We start from the raw sequence: 17,851 nt of genomic DNA, 5'->3' as shown, positions 1-17,851 counted from the left end.
TCCAGTCTCTTACCCACGGATGTCGCCTACCGTCGGTCCATATCCCGCTTGAACTGGTCGAAGATCGTCTCGACTCCCTTCTGGTAGTCGTCACGCTGCTGGGCGCCGGTCTCGAACATCTTGCCGAACAGGTCGTCGAACGGATTTTTCGGCCTGCCGCTCGGATCGGCCTGTGGCTGCGGTGCCTGACGCTGCTGTGGGGGCGCTTGAGGCTGTTGCGGCGCCGGCTGTCCGCCAGGGATGCCGCCTAAGCCACCGCCACCTTGCCGCAGCATCTCCTCGAAGATTTTCCCCAGCGGATTGTCTCCGTAGGGGCTTTGTGTCTGCTGCGGCTGCGCCCGCCCTTGCGGCTGCGGCTGAGGCGCGCCACCGCCGAACATGTCCTGCAGCACCTTGCCAAGTGGATTTTCGCCGTAGGGATTGGGCTGCGGCTGCGGCTGGCTTTGCGGCTGTGGCTGAGGCGCACCGCCGCCGAACATGTCCTGCAATACCTTGCCGAGCGGGTTGTCCATCGGGTTCTGGGGTGCCGGCGCCTGGCGCGGCTGCGGCGCCGGGGCCTGCATGCCGCCGCCTTGCCGCATCATCTGCTCGATGATCTCGCCCAGCGGATTGTTGCCGCCGCCGCCAAAACCGCTGGCGGCCTGCATCTGATTTGTCGTCTGCTTGAACAGCCCGCCCATGACCATCGAGGCGATCGCCGGCAGCATCTGCTGCAGGATCTGCTGATTGACGCCGCTGGCTTGCGCCGCCTGGCTGGCCACGGCGCGCGACAGGTCTTTCGAGCCGAACAGGTGCCCGAGAATGCCGTTGCCCTCATCGACGCCTTGCGGTGAGAAGGCCCGGGTTGCGTCCTCGAAATACTTGGCGTGCTGGCCGCTGGCCATCGCCGTCATGAAGGCGCCGAGCCCGTAAGGGTCGGCTGTGTTGCGCTGCAGCCCCTGCGAAAAGGCCGGCAGCAATGCGGCAACCGCGGCTTGCGTCTGCTGCATCGAAAGCCCGTATTGCTGGGCAAGCGCCTGCATGCCGTTGCCGTTCTGGGCCTGTGTCAGCATGTCGAACAAGGAAGGCATTGGTCTCTCCTCCGGAAATCCTCGCCGAAGAAGCCTAGTTTGTTTCCACTTCCGATTGAAGCGACTTTTGCCGGTCAATCGGCTGCGTCAAATCCGAGGGTTAATAGGCGTATTCCATGAACACCGGCTCGATCGAACCGCCCCAGCGCGTGTGATAGGCCGACAGCATCTCCTCGGCGCTGGTGGTGCCGCGCGCCACCACTTCGTCGAGCGTGTTGAGGAACGAGGTCTCGTCGTAGCCGTCGCGGTTCTTCTTGCCACGGTTCTTCAGGCCCATGCGGGAAATGACCATCACGTCTCGCGCGATCTCGCGCAGCGTGGTGTTGCGGAACGGTGCGGAAATGCCTTGTTCCGGCACGGCGTTGCGCATCGCCAGCGTTTCTTCATACGTCCAGCTCGACGTCAACGCCTCGGCGGCATCGAGTGCGGCTTCATCATAGAGCAGCCCGACCCAGAACGCAGGCAGCGCGCAGATGCGCCGCCATGGCCCGCCATCGGCGCCGCGCATCTCAAGGAAGCGCTTCAGCCGCACGTCCGGGAACAGCGTCGACAGATGGTTCGCCCAGTCGCCCATTGTCGGCAGCCCGTCCGGCACCTGATTGCGCGCGGCACCGGCCATGAACTGACGGAAGGTGATGTGCGTCATGTCGTGATAGTGGCCGTCGCGGATGACGAAATACATCGGCACGTCGAGCGCCCATTCGACATAGTCGGCGAAACCGAAATCGGGCGAGAAGCAGAATTCGAGCAGGCCCGAGCGCTGGTTGTCGGTGTCGCGCCAGATATCGCCGCGCCAGCTCTGCAAGCCGTTCGGGTGGCTTTCGGTGAAAGGCGAATTGGCGAACAATGCCGTCGACAGCGGCTGCAGCTTCAACGACACCTGCATCTTGCGGCGCATGTCGGCCTCGCTCTCGAAGTCGAGATTCACCTGGATCGTGCACGTGCGGTACATCATGTCGAGGCCCTTGGTGCCGACCTTGGGCATGTAGCGCGTCATGATCTCATAGCGCGATTTCGGCATTTTCGGCGTCTCGGCCAGCGACCATTTCGGGCTGCCGCCGAGGCCGAGGAAGCGGATGCCCATCGGCTCGGCGATCTCGCGCACCTGCGCCAGATGGGCGTTGCCCTCCCGGCAGGTCTGGTGGATCGTCTCCAGCGGTGCGCCGGAAAGCTCGAACTGGCCGCCGGGTTCCAGCGAAATCGCACCCTGACCGGTCGGCTCGACCAGGCCGATGATGCGGCCGTCATCGACGATCGGATCCCAGCCGAGCTTTGACTGCATGCCTTCGAGAATGGCGCGGATGCCGCGCTCGCCGCCATAGGGGACCGGTGCATTGCCGTCGACATAGAAGGGGAATTTCTCGTGCTCGGTGCCGATGCGCCATTTGTCGCGCGGCTTGTTGCCTTCGGCCAGATGCTCGACGAGTTCGTCGACACCTTCGATCGGGCGGAAATCGGTCGTATCGCGCGCCATGATGGTACCCTCAGAGGCGGCCGGATGACCGCCGGCGGTAAATGGACGAAATGTCAGCAGACGATCAAGCGAAAAATCCTGAGCCACAGGTCAACAGGAATTGAACGTTGCTGGAACTCTGCATCCCTTGCAAGGGATGACGTCTCACCAGTCTCCGACAGTTGCCTGCATCACCGCGAGCGCGGCCACCGCCGCGGTGTCGGCGCGCAGGATACGCGGGCCGAGCGGAATGGCGGTGACGAAGGGCAGGGCGCGCAGCATCTTGCGCTCGTCGTCGGAAAAACCGCCCTCCGGCCCGACCAGCAGCCCAAGCTTCTTTTCCTTGACCGCCTGCAGCGCGGCCAGCGGATTGTTGGTCGAAGCATCCTCATCGCAGAAGATCAGCCGTCGCTCTGTGTCCCAACCGGTCAGCAGGCGGTCGAATTTTTCGGCTTCGCGCACCTGAGGTACCGCCAGGATGCCGCATTGTTCGGCGGCTTCGACGACATTGGCGCGCAGGCGATCGATCGACGGCTTGGCCACTTGCGTGTGCTGGGTGATGACCGGCTGCAGGATGCCGGCGCCCATCTCGACCGCCTTCTGCACGAGATAGTCGAGCCGGCCCTGCTTCAGTGGCGCAAAGCAGTAGACGAGATCAGGCAGCGGCGGCTGCGGCCGCTGCAGCGCTGACACCTTCAGCCGCACCGCCCTTTTCGTCTTCGCTGATATGGCCGCTGACCACTCCCCGTCGCGGCCATTGAACACCAGGATTTCGGCGCCTTCGCCAAGCCGCAGCACATGCAGGAGATAGTGGCTCTGCTGTTGGCCAGCGTCGAACTCGACATCCGGCGCGAGATCGTCGGGCACGAACAGACGTTGCATCTTGTAATTGGCGCGCATCGCCGAGGAATGAGCGAGCCGGCCGCCGGCGTCAAGCCTAGGCGGTAGGATGCCACACCGGCCGAAAGCCATGCCGCAGCACGGCGAGCGTCGTGGCCGGCGTCAGCAGCGACAGCGTCCTGCCTTTGAGCAGGCCGTAATCTGCGGGTGGGCCATATCCCGCAAACGACCAGCGCAGCGTCTTGCCCCTACGCAGGGCATAAACAGTGCGACCATCCGCAAACATGGCGCCGTCCGGCAGGCCGGCAAGGTCTTCAACAGCAATCCTGGCGGCCTGCCGCCCGAGGCCAGCCGCTCCTTGTGCAGCCGCTTGTCGACCATCGGCGCGCGCGGTTCGGCAATGCCGAAAGCTTCGCCGAAGCGGCCGACGAAATCCCTGGCCCGTTCGCGCTGGCAAAAGAAGCAGGGGCGATGCCCGCCAGCCAGTGCCGTCACCTCGTCGAGGAAGAACAGCTCGGTCCAGCCCGCTTTGCCGCCCTTCCGGTTGCGGCCCATCGGTTCGCGCCGCACATCGCGGAATTGGCGGACGCAGATGATCCAGGCCGGAAGCGCCCAGCGCTTTTTCAGCAGCGTCTTGGTCTCGGGATCGTGGATGATGCCGCGATTGCCGGTGAACAGGCCGCGATCGGGCACGGCGTGGATGGTACCGAACGGATCGACCCGGTTCTGCAGTGGCATAGTTTTCTCTCCGGACACGCATCTTGGCTGCAATGCGAGCGGCATGATATCGCTCGTCGCATCTTTTTCATGTCAGCAGGGTTTTGTGATGCGGGTGCTGGTGGTGCAGAACTACGATAATACCGGCCTCGGCCAGGTCGGCGCAGCACTTGCGGAAGCGGGTGCCGATCTCGACCTGCGTCTCCCTTACAGGGGCGATCCCCTGCCGGATGACGCGGCCGGGCATGATGCCATGATCGTGCTCGGCGGCGGCCAGAACGCGCTGGCCGACGATGAGTACCCCTATTTCCCGGCACTGCTCGAACTGACCCGCGACTTTGCCGACAAGGATCGCGCCGTGCTCGGCATCTGCCTGGGCAGCCAACTCGTCGCCCGTGCCTTCGGCGGCGAAAACCGCATCGGCGGCGCCAATGAGTTCGGCTGGCACGGCGTATCGCTGACGGCGGACGCCAAGGGCGATCCGGTGCTGGGCGCGCTGCCGGAGAAATTCCCGATCTTCCAGTGGCATGACGACACCTTCGTGCTGCCCGAGGCCGCCGTGCGGCTTGCCGGCAACGATGTCGCCGAGAACCAGGCATTTCGCGTCGGACGCGCCGTCTACGGTTTCCAGTTCCATTTCGAGGCCGACCGGCCGATGGTCGAGGACTGGAGCACGTCCTTTGCCCCGACCATCGCCGCTCGCCATCCCGACTGGGCCGGCAAGCTCGATGGCGAAATGGCCCGCAACGGGCCCGATGCGGATGCCGCTGGCCTCGCCATTGCCCGTGCCTGGGTAGCGACCATCTGAGTGTTGGCCTCTCCGTACCCTCCAGCGTGACATAATTGGCACGCAGCGGTGAAACCGCCTGGGGAAAACCGTTTCATTCTTGGCTTGTGTCCGCCCGCCATCCTAGAAGGCGCGCGCTCTGCATCTTCTGTGCAACGGCTATGAACCTTTGTGTGACCCGCGCGACACACCGTTGATACAGAACATGCCTAGAAGCGCAAAATCGTCGAAACTTTGAAGCGAATTCTCCGTTTCAACGCATTGGTAACCGCCTGGTGCACAGATGCAGAAAGCTCAACAAGAGATGACCTCCGTGAAAGCAGCGCTTCTGTCCTTTGCCATGTTGTCCGCCATCGTGCTGTGCGGTCTCGGCATCTATGCCGCCGACGCAGCCAACAACCACAACGCCGTCGACGGTTACGGCGTCACCGCCTCGCTGCGCTAAAGGCGGAAAGCGCCTTTCGCGTCCTCCGACGCGCGACGCTCAAGCTTCCTTGATCGTCATTGTCAGGATGCGTTTGTCCGCGCCGTCGACGACGAGCGCGCTCAGCATGCCTGATTGCCAGGCAAGCGTGTCGACATTGACGCGGTTGGCCATCACTTCCGCCTCCGGCACCGGCGTGTGGCCGTGCACCACGATCTTCGGATAGAGGTCGGGGTGGTTGTGGAAGACGTCGCGGATCCAGATCAGGTCCTGCGGGCTTTGCTTCTCCAGAGGATTGCCCGGCCTGATGCCGGCATGACAGAAGAAGAAGTCCCCGAAAGTCGCGGAGAACGGCAGCGATCGCAGGAAGTCGATGTGGCTTTGCGGCACGGCCTCGACCAGGGCCTGATGTCCTTTGCGCACGGCCGATTCGGCCTTGCCGAACCACACGCTTGTGCCTTCACTGATCGCCACGCCGTAAGACTGTGCCGTCTGGATGCCGCCGAACCGGATGAAAAGCCCTTCCGGGTCAGGGGTCTTGAGAAAGTCGAGAAAACCGATGTCGTGGTTGCCGGCCAGCATCAGGTGACGAGGGTCGCGCTCTTCCGCTTCGATCAGGAAATCGATGACGCCCTTCGAGTCCGGCCCGCGGTCGACATAGTCGCCAAGATGGATGACGCGCCAGTCGGCAGGCGCCTCCTGCTCGATCTCGGTCCTGATGCGCCGATGCATGGCGGCCAGCAGGTCGAGCCGGCCGTGGACATCGCCGATCGCGTAAAGACGCACACCTTCCGGCCCATGCGCGTCGAGAAAATGGATGCCGGGTTCTGCCAATTTTTCGGTGTCTCCGTGGTCGTGCGGTCACGGGCTTAGCGCCGGAGCTGGTCCTTGCCCATGTCGGTGACAAGACGCTTTCCGCACAGGGCCAGCGTGATGTCCATCTCCTTGCGGATGATTTCCAACGCCTTGGTAACCCCTTCCTTGCCAAGCGCACCCAGGCCGTAAAGAAATGGCCGGCCGATATAGGTTCCCTTGGCACCTAGGCAAAGCGCCTTCAGGACATCCTGGCCGGAGCGGATGCCGCCATCCATATGCACTTCGATCGTGTCACCGACCGCGTCGGCAATCTCTTCCAGAACGCCGATCGACGACGACGCACCATCGAGCTGGCGCCCGCCATGGTTGGAAACGATGATCGCGTCGGCGCCGGTCTTGGCCGCCATCAGCGCGTCCTCCTTGTCGAGAATGCCCTTGAGGATCAGCTTGCCGCCCCAGCGCTCCTTGATCCAGGCGACGTCCTTCCACGACAGATGCGGGTCGAACTGCTCCGTCGTCCACGATGCCAGCGAGGCCATGTTGCCGACGCCCTTGGCGTGGCCGACAATGTTGCGGAAGGTCCGCCGCTTCGTGCCGGCCATGGCGGCGCACCAGCGCGGGCGGATGGCCATGTCGACGATGTTCGTCAGCGTCAGCTTGGGTGGCGCCGAAAGCCCGTTGCGGATGTCCTTGTGGCGCTGACCGAGAATCTGCAGGTCGAGCGTCAGCACGAGCGCCGAGCATTTCGCCGCCTTTGCCCTATCGATCAGGTTGAGCACGAACTCCTTGTCACGCAGCACATAGAGCTGAAACCAGAACGGCTTCGTGGTTACCGAGGCGACATCCTCGATGGAGCAGATGCTCATCGTCGACAAGGTGAACGGCACGCCGAATTCCTCCGCCGCCTGAGCCGCCACCATCTCGCCATTGGCGTGCTGCATGCCGGTCATGCCGGTTGGCGCCAATGCCACCGGCATCGACACTTTTTCGCCGATCATCGTCGATGCCAGCGAACGGTTGTCCATGTCGACGAGCACGCGCTGGCGGAACTTGATCTTCTGAAAGTCCTCTTCGTTGGCCCGATACGTGCTTTCGGTCCACGAACCGGAATCGGCATAGTCGAAGAACATCTTCGGCACGCGCCGGCGGGCGAGGTCCTTGAGGTCGGCGATGGTCAGGATCTGGCTCATGGGCTTCCCGTTTCGATAGCTAGGAGCGTTTGCGTGCAGGTTCGGTATCGGTGGCTTCGACCCGCTGCTTCAGCCTCAGTCGCGAAACGCGCTGCCAGTCGCCGCTGCGCTCGGCTTCCGCCATCGACCGTTCGACATAGGTGATGTGGTCCATCGCCGCTTGCCGGGCAGCATCCGGATCGCCGGCCTTCACCGCCGCATGGATCGCGCGGTGCTGCGCCAGCAGGGCGTCGCGCGCGCCGGGCACGCTGAACACCAGCAGCCGGTTCTGGAACACGCCCTCCGACAACAGCCGGTAACAGGAACGCAACGTGTGCAAAAGGATGATGTTGTGCGCGCATTCGCAGATCGCGTGGTGGAACTCGACATCGATCTCGGCCTCGTCGTCGAAGTCGCCGGTCCGGTGCGCATCGTCCATACGTGCCATGATCTTGTCGAGCAGCGCCATGTCGTCCGCAGTGGCGCGCCGTGCCGCGTATTCAGCCGCGACCCCTTCGATCTCGCGGCGATATTCCAGATAATCGGTCACTGCCTTGCGGTGCATCGAGATCAGGTCCGTCACCGGTTTGGTGAAGAGCTGGCCGATGACATCGGCGACATGCGTGCCGCCGCCGGGCCTTGTCGTCAAAAGGCCGCGTCCTTCCAGTGACTTCAGCGCATCACGCAGGATCGGCCGGGATACGTCGAACTGGCGTGCAAGCTCGCGCTCGCCCGGCAGCCGGTCGCCGGTGCGCAGCACGCCTTCGAGGATGAGGCTCTCGATTTGCTGCACCACCTCGTCGGCGGTGCGCGAATGCTCGATCCTGGAAAAAATGTCGCTCAACAGAATGCCTGGAAGGTGAACCGGTGTCGCAGAATAGAGCCTGCCTCGCCAACTGGTCAAATTATTTATCCAATTGACAAAAGCGGGCCGATTTTCCGCCCGATGCCATCATCTTCGGCTCCCTTTGCCGTTTGCGTCATCAGGCCATTGGCACTAGAGGGACGCGGGTGCAAGAGGTTCAAGGAAACTCAGGGAACAAGCCGTGTCAGACGACCCGTCCGATCTCGAATTCCAGCCGCGCGCCAAGGGCAGCGTCATGGGCTTTCCCGCGCATGAGGGCCGGCCCGGCGCACTCGGCGAGGTTCATGCCCGGCCGCACCCGCTGATCGAAAAGCCACGCGTCCTGATGCAACTCGCCTTCATGACGGAGGGTGGCTCGGGCGTCGACCACGCGGTGCTTTCCGAATTGTCGCGGCGCCTCGGCATCGCCGCGCCCGACCGCCAGGCCCGCCATCATGCCATGAAATGGGGCAAGGGCTCGCTGCGCTGGGAGCGTCACACCGAGTTCTCGACCTATTTGTGGGAAGGGCCGCTTTCCGAAAGCGGCAGGACGCAGGAGGACTCCCCCTTCGGCAACGGGTTTTCGCCGCCGGGAACCTGCATCTCCGGCATCAGGCTCGAAATCCGCAAATGGACGCAAGCGAGCGAGCAGCTGATAGCCGGTTTCGATCCGACCAGCTTGTGCTACTCGCTGGTCGAGCGCGGAAACGCGGCCATCATCACCGATTTTCGCCAGGACGGCGATGGTCTGACGCGCATGCTGCTGCTCGATCGCGGCTTGACCCCGGCGCGTACCGGCGCGTTGTCGCAGCGGCTTATCGACATCGAGACCTATCGGACGCTGGCCATGCTCGGCCTGCCGCTGGCGCTGACCTTGTCCGGCCGCGCCCGCCGCATCGAGGACCGGCTGGCGCAGACCACGCTGGAGATGAAGGTCGCCGGGACACGCGACAGCCAGACCTTGCTGGCCGATCTGACCGAACTTGCGGCGGAGCTGGAGGCGGACGCGGCGTCGAGCCTTTACCGTTTCGGCGCCAGCCGCGCCTATGACGGCATCGTCGGCGAACGGCTGGAGGCGCTCGAGGAAGAGGCTGTGCCCGGCTATGATACATGGCGCGGGTTCCTGCAGCGCCGGGTGGCGCCCGCAATGCGCACCTGCCGCTCGGTCGAGGAGCGGCAGGAAAATCTATCGCGAAAACTGACCCGCGCCACGACGTTGCTGCGCACCTGGGTCGATGTCGAGGTCGAGAAGCAGAACCGCGATCTGCTTGCCTCGATGAACAATCGCGCCCGCCTGCAACTGCGCCTGCAGCAGACCGTCGAGGGGCTCTCGGTCGCCGCAGTTTCCTATTATGTGGTCGGCCTTGTCGGCTATGTCGCCAAGGGTGCCTCGATCTTCGGCCATGCCTTCGCGCCGGAGATCATTACCGCTGCTTCGGTGCCTGTCGCCATCCTGCTGGTCTGGTGGGGCGTACGCCGCGTGCGCAAGATGCACTCCGAACCCGGCAAGCCGCCCGGCGAATAGCAGCGGCAGATTGCCGCTGCGTAAGCCTGTCTCTGCTTTGAAGTGGATTCGCCGCTATCACAGGATTTGCACCCAACGCGCTTCACTGGTAAAAGATTTTGACCAGTCAAGCGAAATGAGGCTGCTGATGTCCGGCCTGGCCATGCCGAAACCAGACGACGCCACGATGCGCCGGCGCGACGAGATCGTCGCCGACATGCGCATCATCGTGCCGGGTGAGGGCGTCGTCGACGCCGCCAATTCCATGCGCGCCTTCGAGAGCGACGGCCTGACCGCCTATCGGCAGCTGCCGCTGGTTGTTGTTCTGCCGCAAACCGTGGCGCAGGTGTCGCGCGTGCTGAAATACTGCAACGATCGCAACATCCGCGTCGTGCCGCGCGGCTCCGGCACCTCGCTGTCGGGCGGCGCGCTGCCGCTCGAGGACGCGGTGCTTTTGGTCATGAGCCGCTTCAACCGTATCCTTGGGATCGATTTCCCCAATCGCGTCGTCGTTGCCCAGCCGGGCGTCACCAATCTCGGCATCACCACCGCCGTTGAGCAGGAGGGCTTTTACTACGCCCCCGATCCATCCTCCCAGATCGCCTGCTCGATCGGCGGCAATGTCGCGGAGAATTCCGGCGGCGTGCACTGCCTGAAATACGGCCTCACCGCCAACAATGTGCTCGGCATCGAGATGGTGCTGATGAATGGCGAGGTGGTGCGGCTGGGCGGCAGTCACCTCGATGCGGAAGGCTACGACCTGCTCGGCGTCATGACCGGCTCCGAAGGGCTGCTCGGCGTCGTCACCGAGGTCACCGTGCGCATCCTCAAGAAACCGGAGACGGCACGTGCACTGCTGATCGGCTTCCCGACCAGCGAGCAGGGCGGCCAGTGCGTTGCCGACATCATCGGCGCCGGCATCATCCCGGGCGGCATGGAAATGATGGACCGGCCGGCGATCCACGCGGCGGAAGATTTCGTCCACGCCGGCTATCCCCTGGATGTCGAAGCGCTGCTGATCGTCGAGCTCGACGGGCCGGGCGTCGAGGTCGATCATCTGATCGGCCTTGTCGAGGCCATCGCCTACAAGAACGGCTCGACCACCTGCCGCATTTCGCAGTCCGAACAGGAACGGCTGAGCTTCTGGGCCGGCCGCAAGGCGGCGTTTCCGGCCGTCGGCCGTATCTCGCCCGACTACTACTGCATGGACGGCACCATTCCGCGCAAGGAACTGCCGCGCGTGCTCGCGGGCATGCGCGAGCTGTCGGAAAAATACGGTCTCGGCGTCGCCAATGTCTTTCACGCCGGCGACGGCAATCTGCATCCGCTGATCCTCTACGATGCCAACGTACCGGGCGAACTCGACAAGGCCGAAAGCTTCGGCGCCGACATATTGCGGCTCTGCGTCAAGGTCGGCGGCGTGTTGACCGGCGAACACGGTGTGGGCGTGGAAAAACGCGACCTGATGCCGGAAATGTTCACGCAGATCGATCTCGACCAGCAGATGCGCGTCAAATGCGCCTTCGATCCCAACCATCTGCTCAACCCGGGAAAAGTGTTCCCGCAGCTGCGGCGATGCGCCGAGCTCGGCCGCATGCACATTTCCGGCGGCAAGCTGCCGTTTCCGGACATTCCGAGGTTTTGAGGTGATGGTGTCTCAGAATGGGGGTTCCGCGCCCCCGCGAAGCGGGGGAGAGGTGGCTCGGGCGAAGCCCGAGACGGAGAGAGGGACGCCCGATACGCCGAGCCGACGTTCGCCTGAAAAGATCGCCCGTGCTCGTGCGCTTCGCCATGGCGACAACCAGTCGGAAGCAACCCTCTGGAACGAATTGAAGGCCAAACGGCTAGGCGGCTACAAATTCGTTCGGCAGATGCCGATTGGGCCATACTTCGCTGACTTCGCCTGTCGCGGAGAAAAGTTGGTTGTCGAGTTGGACGGAAGTCAGCATGCCGAGAATTCCTACGACAGACGACGGGATGAGTTCATGCGCGGTGAGGGGTTCTCGGTATTGCGTTTCTGGAATGTCGATGTGCTGAAGAACCGGACAAGTATTTGCGAGACTATCCTTGCGGCATTGGATGGGCGATTAGCCGAAGACGTGGTCGCCTCGGATCTGAGGTTCGTTTTCGCCGCCAAGAAGATCGGAGGCAGCGCCCTATGATGGCCCCCTCTCCGTCTCGGGCTTCGCCCGAGCCACCTCTCCCCCGCTTCGCGGGGGCGAGGAACCAGAGACAGACATGACCACCTTCACCCCGACCACCCCATCCGAAGTTCTCTCCACCGTCGCCTGGGCAGCGGCGGAAGGCTCGCCGCTGGAAATCCTCGGCCACGGCTCCAAGCGCGGCATCGGCCGGCCGCTGCAAACCGAACACACGCTCGACCTGTCGAAACTCTCTGGCGTCACGCTCTATGAACCGGCTGAACTGGTGCTGTCGGCCAAGGCAGGCACACCGCTGGCCGAGATCGAAAAGCTGCTGGCGGAAAACGGCCAGCAGCTTGGCTTCGAGCCGATGGATTACGGTCCGCTGCTTGGCGGCGAGCCTGGCAGAGGCACCATCGGCGGTGTGCTCGCCGCGAACCTCTCCGGGCCGCGCCGGCTCAAGGCAGGGGCTGCGCGCGATCATATCCTGGGCATCAATGTGGTGTCCGGTCGCGGCGAGGCCTTCAAGTCGGGCGGTCGCGTGGTCAAGAATGTCACCGGCTATGACATGTCGAAGCTGATGGCCAACAGCTGGGGCACGCTGGCCGTATTCACCGACGTCACCTTCAAGGTGCTGCCGGCAGCCGAGGCTGAAGTCACGCTCGCCATTCGTGGCCTGCTCGACGATGCGGCAGCAAGCGCCATGGCCCTGGCGCTTGGCTCGAGTGCTGAAGTGTCGAGTGCCGCCCATCTGCCCGAGCGGATCGCCGCGCGTGTCGCCGGCGGCAGTCTCGGCAGTGAGGCCGCGACGCTGCTGCGTGTCGAAGGCTTCGGCCCGTCCGTCGCCTACCGCATCGCCGCGCTGAAAACGCTGCTCGGCAAGGCTGGGCCGCTGCAGGAGATTGCCGGTGACGCTTCACGGCTGATCTGGCGCGATGTACGCGATTGCAGGCCCTTCGCCGACAACAGCGAGAAACCGGTCTGGCGTGTCTCGATGACGCCGGGACAGTGCCACCAGATGGTCCTGACGCTGCGCATGCAGGCCGCCGTCAGCGCCTACTATGACTGGCAGGGCGGGCTGGTGTGGCTGCGCATGGAACAGGGCGATCCGGAAGCCGCCCTGCTGCGCGGACTGTTGAGAAAACATGGCGGCGGCCATGCGACGCTGGTGCGTGCCGCACCTTCGCATCGCGCCGCTCTGCCGGTGTTCGAGCCGCAGCCGCCCGCACTTGCCGCACTCAGCCAGCGGCTGAAGCAAGAATTCGACCCGAAGCACATCCTCAATCCCGGCCGAATGGCCTAGGACATTAGCGATGCAGACCAATTTTTCGCTTGCCCAGCTTGCCGATCCGCATGTCGCGGAATCGGAAAAGATCCTGCGCAAATGCGTGCATTGCGGCTTCTGCACCGCCACCTGCCCGACCTATGTGACGCTTGGCAACGAGCTCGATTCACCGCGCGGGCGCATCTACCTGATCAAGGACATGCTGGAAAATGGCCGTCCCGCCGACAAGGAGATCGTCACCCATATCGATCGGTGCCTGTCGTGCCTCGCCTGCATGACCACCTGCCCGTCGGGCGTCAACTACATGCATCTGGTCGACCATGCCCGCGCCCATATCCAGGAAACCTACAAGAGGCCGCTGCTCGATCGACTGACCCGCGCCATGCTGGCCTTCGTGCTGCCTTATCCCCAGCGGTTTCGCGCCGCGCTCAAGCTGGCGAAGCTGGGCAAGCCGTTTATAGGCTTGTTCGACAAGGTTCCGGCGCTGAAGCCGCTCAGTGCGATGCTCAAGCTCGCGCCGGCCTCGATCCCGGCAGCTTCGCCGATGGGCTCGCCAGGCATCCATGCCGGGCAGGGGAGCAAAAGAGGCCGCGTCGCTATCCTCACTGGCTGCGCGCAATCGGTGCTCGATCCCGCCATCAACGACGCCACGATTTCGCTGCTGACGCGGCTCGGCGTCGAGGTCGTGGTGCCGCCGGGCGAGGGCTGCTGCGGCGCGCTGGTGCATCATATGGGGCGCGAGCAGGCCGCGCTTGCCTCGGCGAGGCAGAATGTCGATGCCTGGACGCGCGCCATCGAACAAGGCGGGCTCGATGCCATCGTCATCACTGCATCCGGCTGCGGCACGACGATCAAGGACTACGGTTTCATGCTGCGGCTGGATCCGGCCTATGCCGACAAGGCCGCGCGCGTTTCGGCGCTGGCCAAGGACATCACCGAATATCTCTCGACCTTCGATCTGCCTGAACCGGTGCGCAAGCCGGGCACGGTTGTCGCCTATCACTCGGCCTGTTCGATGCAGCACGGCCAGAAGATCACCCGCCAGCCGAAGGAACTGCTGGCCAAGGCCGGCTTCATCGTGCGCGAGCCGCGTGAAGGACATCTCTGCTGCGGCTCCGCCGGCACCTACAACATCCTGCAGCCCGAGATCTCGGCCAAGCTGCGCGATCGCAAGGTGAAAAACATCGAGGCGACGGGGGCTTCGATCGTCGCCACCGGCAACATCGGCTGCATCACCCAGATCGCTTCCGCCGCCAAGCTGCCGGTGGTGCACACGATCAAGCTGCTCGACTGGGCTTATGGCGGACCAAGGCCGGAAGGTGCCCCGGAGGAAGGGCTGGTTGCGGCTGAGTAGCGTGGCGCGCTGTCTGAGTTACGGCAAATCCCCCTCATCCGGCCGCTTCGCGGCCACCTTCTCCCCGTTGAGGAGAAGAGATTTGCGCCGGCGGTGACAGCCTCCTCTCCCCTCGGGGAGAGGTCAGCCGAGCGAAGCGGAGGCTGGGTGAGGGGGCCTTTGGCGTCGCCCTGTCCTTACTCCGCCGCGAGCCTGTCAGCCGTGCCGTAGGTCGCCTCATAAAGCGCGCGCTGGCGGCTGAGCGCGACCATCGTGTTGCGCAGCAGGATGGCGACCGTGATCGGGCCGACGCCGCCCGGCACCGGGGTAATCCAGGAGGCGACCTCCCGGACGCTTTCGGTGTCGACGTCGCCGACGATGCGGCTGGAGCCGTCGGGGCCGATTTCGGAATTGATGCCGATGTCGATGACGGCAGCACCCGGCTTGACCATGTCGGCCTTGATCAGCCGCGGCTTGCCGACGGCGACGAACAGCGCATCGGCGCGCCTTGCATGGGCGGCGACCGACCGCGTCATGTGGTGGCAGACCGTCACCGTCGCGCCTTCGCTCATCAGCAGGAAGGCGATCGGCTTGCCGACGATTTCCGAATGGCCGACGATGACGACTTCCAGTCCCTTGAGGTCGAGGCCGGTTTCCTTGAGCAGTTCGACCGAGGCCGCCGCCGTGCAAGGCGCGAGATCGAGCTGGTTGTAGACGATGTTGCCGATCGAGGCCGGATGCATGCCTTCGACATCCTTCAGCGGATGCACCGCCGCCTGCAATGTCCTGATCGGGATATGCACCGGGACCGGCCGCTGGATGATGATGCCGGTGACGCGCGGATCGGCATTCAGGCCGTGAATGGCCGCTTCCAACTCGCCTGCCGTGATGGTGGCGGGAAAGCGCCGCTCCTCGAAATCGATGCCGGCGAGCTCAGCCTTGGCGCGCTGGTTGCGCACATAAACATCCACCGCATCGGTGTCTCCGACGGTGATCGAGATCAGCTTGGGCGGAAAGCCCTCAGCTTTGGCGATCGCTGCGTCCTCGGCAACGGCGGCGATGATGCGCTGGGCGACCGGGCCGCCCTTGAGATAACGGCTGTCTTCGGACAGGGGCATGGGTGAACTCTTTTGTGGAACTAGCCACCGAGATAGCAAAAGAATGCGGTAAAGGGCAGCATGAAAGCGAAACGCTATGCCCGTTGCGCGACGCGTGGGTGACCTTTGCCCTCGATTTCTGCTCAAAAACGGAAAGGGCAGCGCGGTTTCCCGTGCTGCCCTTCCTGACCGGCCGCATCCCCATACGGCCCGTCCCCCGTTATCCCTAAACCGGCCCGAAAAGCGGACTGCTTTGCCGGCCAGGTGATTCGCAAAGGTTAATATATCACCTCGACCGTGGTTCCGACATTGACCCGCTCATAAAGGTCGACGACGTCCTCGTTGCGCATGCGGATGCAGCCCGACGACACCGCGCCGCCGATCGTCCACGGCTGGTTGGTGCCGTGGATGCGGTATTCGGTCGTGCCGAGGTAGAGCGCGCGGGCGCCAAGCGGGTTCTCCGCGCCGCCGGCAAGATAGGTCGGCAAATAGCGGCCCTTGGCGGCTTCGCGCTTGATCATCTGCGCCGGCGGGCGCCAGTCCGGCCACTCGCGCTTGTTGGTGATCTTGTGCGTACCCGACCATTCGAAGCCCGGCTTGCCGGTGCCGACGCCATAGCGCCTTGCCTTGCCGTTCTTCTCGACGAGGTAGAGGAAGTTCTGGGTGGTGTCGATGACGATCGTGCCCGGCTTCTGGCCTCCGTCATAGTCGACTTCCCGCGGCAGGTAGATCGGGTTGATCTGAGGACGCGCGACCATGCGCTTGGCCGGCGGCTGCACCGCCGCAGTCTGCACCCGGTCGGGCTGCGCCGGGCGCAGGAGGCGTCTCTGTTGCTGCTGCTGCACCACCTGGCGGTTCTGGCGCACGACGCCGGGCGCCTGGCCAAGCTGCAGCACCCAGGGTGCGGAAAGGTCGGGGCTAACCATCACCGGCGGCCTGTCGGCATAGCGGTCGCCGGCGATTGACGGTGTGACGCCGGCGGCAAACACAGCCACGGCGCCGAGCACGGGAAACAGAACTGTCTTCATCGTAACGCACCTTGATCGTCTGATACAAAACGGGTGGAAACGTCCTCCCGGTTCGGCGATCATTGGCGCGCAAGCAGCAACCGAAAAATGAATCGGAATGCATAAAATGCGGCTTTGTCAGTAAACCTTTTGGTGTGGTTACCGCCGGGTTCAGGAATCTGGTAAAGCCGCAGTAAATGCCGCGCAAAAGCGCGTTAACGAACGGATTTTGGCTTATGGACAAGGAAAACACCGGCCTGCTCGCCGGTCCCGACGGTGTCGCGCGCTGCTTCTGGCACGGCAATCTGCCCGACTATCTGCACTACCACGATCATGAATGGGGCCGGCCTGTGGCCGACGACCGCAGGCTGTTCGAAAAGATCTGCCTCGAAGGCTTTCAGTCGGGCCTGTCGTGGCTGACCATCCTGCGCAAGCGGGAGAATTTTCGCGAAGCCTTCGCCAATTTCGAGTTCGACAAGGTCGCCGCCTTCACCGACAAGGATGTCGAACGCCTGCTCGGCAATGCCGGCATCATCCGCCATCGCGGCAAGATTGTCTCGACCATCAACAACGCCAAGCGCGCCCGCGAAATGGCCGACGAATTCGGCTCGCTGGCCGCCTGGTTCTGGAAGTTCGAACCCGGTAAGGACGAGCGGCCGCAAATCGTCGACCTCGCCCATCTGCGCGCCAACCCGACAACGGCCGTCTCGGTGCGGATTTCGAAGGAGCTGAAGAAACGCGGCTGGAGCTTTGTCGGCCCGACCACGGTCTACGCCTTCATGCAGGCCATGGGCCTGGTCAACGACCACCTCGAGGGCTGCGTCTGCCGCAAAGAGGTCGAGAAGCAGCGGAAGGCTTTCAGGCGGCCGAAATAGGCTCAGGTGCCGTTGGCGCTGGCCAGCACCAGGCCGGCGACGATCGCCACCACCGTGGCCACGGTCGGATAGATCACCAGCAGGCCGGTCATCAACGCGTCGCGCATGGATGGTCCCTTGCCGGTCTCGCCGGGCACTTCGAACGGGCCGGCAGCCTGGCTGATCATTTTCGGGGCGTTGATGTCGGCCGGGCGCAGGCGTGCGGGCAATTCGGCATCGCTGTCGATGGCGTGGAATCTTGCTGTGCTGGTCATGGCCGCGAACCCCTCATTTCCCGCGTTTATCTCTTGCGATTGTGTCGGCACGATGCCGTACCCGTGGCGGGATTGTTTCATTTTCGCTGCGTTTTGTTTCAGAGCTTGGCTCGGATGGTAGGCCCAAATCTTGGTCGTTCTGCGCCGCCCCTCATCGCCCTGCCGGTGTCCAGCCGATAGATGGGTAACAGTTTGAACCGGATACATAGGTAACAGTTTTCCCCCTTATGATGGG

Annotated in this window: 17 protein-coding genes and 1 pseudogene; 8 read left to right on the top strand and 10 right to left on the bottom strand. The window is 63.7% G+C overall.

Going from position 1 to position 17,851, the window contains the following annotated elements; genetic code table 11:
• Window positions 1-26: 26 nt before the first annotated feature.
• From AC0L24_RS25140 to AC0L24_RS25125, 4 genes and pseudogenes are all read right to left on the bottom strand, one after another.
• Window positions 27-1,070, bottom strand: a complete 1,044-nt coding sequence (locus tag AC0L24_RS25140) for a DUF937 domain-containing protein (protein WP_127807768.1) — start codon at window positions 1,068-1,070, stop codon at window positions 27-29.
• A 100-nt stretch (window positions 1,071-1,170) separates the two neighbouring features.
• The gene (locus AC0L24_RS25135) at window positions 1,171-2,544 is read right to left on the bottom strand and encodes a glutamate--cysteine ligase (RefSeq protein WP_127330045.1); all 1,374 of its coding nucleotides are present in this window, start codon (window positions 2,542-2,544) and stop codon (window positions 1,171-1,173) included.
• A 144-nt stretch (window positions 2,545-2,688) separates the two neighbouring features.
• On the bottom strand, window positions 2,689-3,423 hold the full coding sequence (locus tag AC0L24_RS25130) for a 16S rRNA (uracil(1498)-N(3))-methyltransferase (protein ID WP_127382521.1): 735 nt from the start codon (window positions 3,421-3,423) through the stop codon (window positions 2,689-2,691).
• Window positions 3,424-3,460: 37 nt separating this feature from the next.
• Window positions 3,461-4,101: pseudogene (locus tag AC0L24_RS25125) on the bottom strand (hypothetical protein).
• A gap of 88 nt (window positions 4,102-4,189) precedes the next feature.
• On the opposite strand from AC0L24_RS25125, the gene AC0L24_RS25120 reads away from it, so the two are divergent.
• Together AC0L24_RS25120 and AC0L24_RS25115 are read left to right on the top strand one after the other, a co-directional pair.
• Entirely contained in the window at window positions 4,190-4,888 is a 699-nt protein-coding gene (locus tag AC0L24_RS25120; RefSeq protein ID WP_127807766.1) for a type 1 glutamine amidotransferase, read from the top strand.
• A gap of 292 nt (window positions 4,889-5,180) precedes the next feature.
• On the top strand, window positions 5,181-5,312 hold the full coding sequence (locus tag AC0L24_RS25115; protein WP_013893872.1) for a hypothetical protein: 132 nt from the start codon (window positions 5,181-5,183) through the stop codon (window positions 5,310-5,312).
• A 39-nt stretch (window positions 5,313-5,351) separates the two neighbouring features.
• Here the strand turns inward: AC0L24_RS25115 and AC0L24_RS25110 are convergent, their stop codons facing one another.
• From AC0L24_RS25110 to AC0L24_RS25100, 3 genes are read right to left on the bottom strand one after another with little or no spacing between them, the layout of a single operon-like run.
• The gene (locus AC0L24_RS25110) at window positions 5,352-6,125 is read right to left on the bottom strand and encodes a metallophosphoesterase (RefSeq protein ID WP_127807765.1); all 774 of its coding nucleotides are present in this window, start codon (window positions 6,123-6,125) and stop codon (window positions 5,352-5,354) included.
• Between the two features lie 35 nt (window positions 6,126-6,160).
• Window positions 6,161-7,297, bottom strand: a complete 1,137-nt coding sequence (locus tag AC0L24_RS25105; RefSeq protein ID WP_127397228.1) for an alpha-hydroxy acid oxidase — start codon at window positions 7,295-7,297, stop codon at window positions 6,161-6,163.
• A 19-nt stretch (window positions 7,298-7,316) separates the two neighbouring features.
• Window positions 7,317-8,120, bottom strand: coding sequence for a FadR/GntR family transcriptional regulator (locus AC0L24_RS25100; RefSeq protein WP_127397229.1), 804 nt, complete (start codon window positions 8,118-8,120; stop codon window positions 7,317-7,319).
• Window positions 8,121-8,322: 202 nt separating this feature from the next.
• Between AC0L24_RS25100 and AC0L24_RS25095 the strand changes: the two genes are divergently transcribed.
• The 5 genes from AC0L24_RS25095 (at window position 8,323) to glcF (ending at window position 14,404) form a co-directional block, all read left to right on the top strand.
• Window positions 8,323-9,645 (top strand): DUF3422 family protein, encoded by a 1,323-nt coding sequence (locus AC0L24_RS25095; protein WP_127807764.1) that lies wholly within the window; start codon window positions 8,323-8,325, stop codon window positions 9,643-9,645.
• A 127-nt stretch (window positions 9,646-9,772) separates the two neighbouring features.
• Window positions 9,773-11,269 carry an FAD-linked oxidase C-terminal domain-containing protein gene (locus AC0L24_RS25090; protein ID WP_023809027.1) on the top strand — a complete coding sequence of 499 codons (1,497 nt, stop codon included), beginning with the start codon at window positions 9,773-9,775 and terminating at the stop codon, window positions 11,267-11,269.
• 52 nt (window positions 11,270-11,321) lie between these two features.
• Window positions 11,322-11,786 carry an endonuclease domain-containing protein gene (locus AC0L24_RS25085; protein ID WP_245481780.1) on the top strand — a complete coding sequence of 155 codons (465 nt, stop codon included), beginning with the start codon at window positions 11,322-11,324 and terminating at the stop codon, window positions 11,784-11,786.
• A gap of 76 nt (window positions 11,787-11,862) precedes the next feature.
• Window positions 11,863-13,068, top strand: a complete 1,206-nt coding sequence (gene glcE, locus AC0L24_RS25080; protein ID WP_127807762.1) for a glycolate oxidase subunit GlcE — start codon at window positions 11,863-11,865, stop codon at window positions 13,066-13,068.
• A 10-nt stretch (window positions 13,069-13,078) separates the two neighbouring features.
• Window positions 13,079-14,404, top strand: coding sequence for a glycolate oxidase subunit GlcF (glcF, locus tag AC0L24_RS25075; protein ID WP_127807761.1), 1,326 nt, complete (start codon window positions 13,079-13,081; stop codon window positions 14,402-14,404).
• A gap of 176 nt (window positions 14,405-14,580) precedes the next feature.
• On the opposite strand, the gene AC0L24_RS25070 is transcribed toward glcF, so the two are convergent.
• Together AC0L24_RS25070 and AC0L24_RS25065 are read right to left on the bottom strand one after the other, a co-directional pair.
• Complete coding sequence (locus AC0L24_RS25070) at window positions 14,581-15,501, bottom strand: bifunctional 5,10-methylenetetrahydrofolate dehydrogenase/5,10-methenyltetrahydrofolate cyclohydrolase (protein WP_127807760.1); 921 nt, start codon at window positions 15,499-15,501, stop codon at window positions 14,581-14,583.
• A gap of 257 nt (window positions 15,502-15,758) precedes the next feature.
• A complete protein-coding gene (locus AC0L24_RS25065; protein ID WP_127807759.1) occupies window positions 15,759-16,508 on the bottom strand; it encodes a L,D-transpeptidase in 750 nt (249 codons plus the stop codon).
• A gap of 215 nt (window positions 16,509-16,723) precedes the next feature.
• On the opposite strand from AC0L24_RS25065, the gene AC0L24_RS25060 reads away from it, so the two are divergent.
• A complete protein-coding gene (locus AC0L24_RS25060; protein WP_127268832.1) occupies window positions 16,724-17,362 on the top strand; it encodes a DNA-3-methyladenine glycosylase I in 639 nt (212 codons plus the stop codon).
• Between the two features lie 2 nt (window positions 17,363-17,364).
• On the opposite strand, the gene AC0L24_RS25055 is transcribed toward AC0L24_RS25060, so the two are convergent.
• Window positions 17,365-17,616, bottom strand: coding sequence for a hypothetical protein (locus AC0L24_RS25055; RefSeq protein WP_127268833.1), 252 nt, complete (start codon window positions 17,614-17,616; stop codon window positions 17,365-17,367).
• Between the last annotated feature and the right edge of the window lie 235 nt (window positions 17,617-17,851).

Source organism: Mesorhizobium sp. WSM4809, from assembly GCF_055811655.1.
Note: the sequence above shows the minus strand (reverse complement) of the source record. Positions and strands in the feature narration are given on the sequence as shown.